General features: G+C 34.3%; 3 protein-coding genes. All 3 read right to left on the reverse strand.

Going from position 1 to position 3060, the window contains the following annotated elements; genetic code table 11:
* Nucleotides 1-164: 164 nt before the first annotated feature.
* The 3 genes from A6E04_RS20660 to A6E04_RS20670 all read right to left on the reverse strand — a co-directional run bounded on the left by A6E04_RS20660 (nt 165) and on the right by A6E04_RS20670 (nt 3025).
* Complete coding sequence (locus A6E04_RS20660; protein WP_065612277.1) at nt 165-620, reverse strand: GNAT family N-acetyltransferase; 456 nt, start codon at nt 618-620, stop codon at nt 165-167.
* A gap of 147 nt (nt 621-767) precedes the next feature.
* The gene (locus A6E04_RS20665; protein WP_065612278.1) at nt 768-1589 is read right to left on the reverse strand and encodes a hypothetical protein; all 822 of its coding nucleotides are present in this window, start codon (nt 1587-1589) and stop codon (nt 768-770) included.
* Between the two features lie 116 nt (nt 1590-1705).
* Nucleotides 1706-3025, reverse strand: coding sequence for an ApeA N-terminal domain 1-containing protein (locus A6E04_RS20670; protein WP_065612279.1), 1320 nt, complete (start codon nt 3023-3025; stop codon nt 1706-1708).
* Nucleotides 3026-3060: the final 35 nt, after the last annotated feature.

A 3060-nucleotide genomic window follows, 5' to 3' on the forward strand; every position in this document is an offset into this window, starting at 1 on the left:
ATTCTGTGGGGCACACCAGCAGCTAACGCCTGCATAACACGTTTGCTACAATGCATACTTAGCTGAATTTTAACGCCTTAATCACTGAAACTAAAGGCAAACTGACAACGCCGAGTGTAGCAAATCGTGTTGATGCATTTGTTATATTTTTATCTAATCTAGTGCTAGAAACTTAAAATCAATTCTCGTTCACGACCATCGATAAGGCTACCTGATAATCGAAAACCCAAACTTTCATAGAACCCTAATGGGCTATTTTCACTTGAAACAATACTCGTTGTTAATTGCGATGCTCCAAATTGATTTTTTAACTCAATCAATAACAGCTCAATTGAGCGCTTACCTAATCCAAAACCTTGATACTTTGCATCAATCATAAAACGCCAGAGATAATACTTATTTTTATTTGGTTTGGCATCAACCATAACGAAACCAATGGCTATATCATTAAGATAAATACCTTTGAACCAAGCACTTTCAGAAAATGAAGCTTCAGCAATAGAAATGGCATTTGAATCTACATGATTAACCTGCTCAGGTTTAACTGAAAGTAAGCATACAGCATAAAAGCTATCCTTAGTTAAATCTCGTAAATTCAAACTGTTAGTATCAATTTTCATAAGTAATCCATTACCATTTCAAAATTTCGTGGAAAAATATAACGCCGCCATAACACGTGCTGACGACCAACTTTCAAAACCAATTATACTCTAAACCAAAAACGCCGAATGTTATAAGCATCGTGTTGATGGCTTTGTTATATGCGTTTAACGGAGCTCACAGATCTCTATAATTCGCTCCCATTCTCCTAATCGACCTAGACACCATATAAGAAACTCTAAATCTCGGGTATTTTTAGTTAGAGACTCCGTAGATATTGACGACTCTAAAGGCCAACCCAACTTATACAATGTATAACAATATGAACAAGAATTATATTCAAGTAATTCATCGATTAGTTCAGGTGCAGTTTCACTAAACTTTATATATAGCTTGGGTACATAACTATCATGAGAACATAACTCGACAAGAAAATGGCGGACTTCAATTAATAGCTCTGATTCAAAGTTCTCGATTATTATGTCGCAAACTTCGCGATCTTCGAACTCACTGCACGCGGCAATTAAGATACCTTGATAATCTTTCCTGTAGTGCTCTTTAATAAATTTATACGCTCTCTTACGAAACAATTTCCGTTCAGACAAAGCTAAAACAACTAAAATCTCTAGTTGTTTTTCTAGTTTTAGATAAGGAAGAATAACACTTAATGTCATTACTGAGCTCAATGCAACCTGATATCGAGAATTTTTCGTAATATCTAGAATTTTACTCGCTAACTCTTCATAGCAGAACTTTTTACCTCCAGAAAGATCAAAATGTATTTTCCTATTAACTAAATCTCGTATAACAAGATTATATTCAATCGAGTAAACTAATAATTCTGATGTTTCTTTAATATCCAAACAACCAATCAATGCTCGGTATATTACTGGATTAATTCTACTGCCGCCTTCGGCTTGTTCTTCTAGCCTTAATATATAGTCAACTCTATCTATCATTTTTCCCTCTAGAGCATATAACGCCTGCATAACACGTTTGCTACGATACAGGCTTAGTTGAATTTTACTGCCTTAATCACTGAAACTAAAGGCAAACTGACAACGCCGAATGTAGAAAATCGTGTTGATGCATTTGTTATATGCTTTTACTCACCTTCTTTGTCATCATTTTTCCATTGGATTTCTCTTGGAAAATGTCCAAGATATTCAGGACCTTTCCAATGCAAATAAAGAGAGTAATCTTGACAGTGCATGACTGCATGTACAATTTCATTTTGATTTAAATCTAAGTTTTTTAGTATGCTAAGTTCAAACAATAAATTAGCATCTCTTGCTAAACATTCCAACTTTATATCATCCAATATTAAATGACGTTTCTTCTCAAACCAATGTGAAAAATAGTCTCGATGATCTTGAATTAACTGACTGAACTTTTCTTTTTCACCAGTGTAATTCATAACATAATCAAACTCAGCGAATAAACTCTCAATACGACGTTTAAAACCAAATTTATCACTCCCTTTATTGTTATACCTATGTATTTCTTCTAATGACTGTGCAGATCTTAGAAAAACATCACTTAATAAATTCGATGGGTTATAAAAATACAAGTCGATGAAATCAGTACAAGAATCGGTAAAGTTTATCCATGATGAGTATAACTGGCTGATTTTATCTTTGTGTCTAGGCAAGCAAAAAAACATTCTTGCGAGTTCCATATTTTTAGCCTTGAAGCCTAAAATTATTGATTGACGTTTCTCTAAAATACTAACCGAATTACCATTTGCCCGAGCCGAAATATATTCAATATTGATATCATTCCTTGTAGAGAAAGATAAAAAACGGCTGATAGTGGTTATATGCTTATTGCACTCTTCAAAATCACTTAATCCATCGATTCTGAAATAGTGGGTTTCTTTAAAGTTTGGATCCTCTGAGTGTGGGAAATTTCTAGCTACTTCTAAGTTAGTTCCCAAGTAGATTTTTTCCCTGTCACTTTCAAAAAAAAGAGTAGGCTCCAAAAGCCTATAATTGAAATTAATTTCTTTTATTTTCTCTCCCGGATAAGGCAAGGCTCCTTCAAACCCACTTATCTGACTCCATTGCTTTATGTCGTCTGTTTTAAAGTAAAACTGTTCGACCGAAAAATCAGGAAAGTTTCTGACACTAGCACCAATAAGTACAACAGATGCATTAATATGTGAAGGAGCATATTTCAATCCAAAATTAAACTCAGATCCATTCCATGTCGAAGCAAAACAATTGACTATAGTAATCTCTGTACCAGAGGCAATACCACGTATAAATTTGTTTGACTGCCTTTTAAAGCTGTCTTCGAGTTCTAGAGAAATACCTTCAATGGGATCATACTTCAGTAGACCAACCACTTTTTTCCCTGGGGTTTCTGGATCTTCCCAAAGCCCTAAGAATTCATGTTTTTTATATAGTGAAAATTTAAATTCCATTCATATACCTATCATTGGTGTGCCCCACAGAATTA

It is taken from the genome of Aliivibrio logei (genome assembly GCF_001691055.1).
GTDB lineage: Bacteria > Pseudomonadota > Gammaproteobacteria > Enterobacterales > Vibrionaceae > Aliivibrio > Aliivibrio salmonicida.

Bases quoted from the DNA above. Each gene is read 5' to 3' on its own strand.
- A6E04_RS20665 (WP_065612278.1), bottom strand. From the start codon at position 1,589: ATGCAGGCGTTATATGCTCTAGAGGGAAAAATGATAGATAGAGTTGAC.
- A6E04_RS20670 (WP_065612279.1), bottom strand. From the start codon at position 3,025: ATGGAATTTAAATTTTCACTATATAAAAAACATGAATTCTTAGGGCTT.
- A6E04_RS20660 (WP_065612277.1), bottom strand. From the start codon at position 620: ATGAAAATTGATACTAACAGTTTGAATTTACGAGATTTAACTAAGGAT.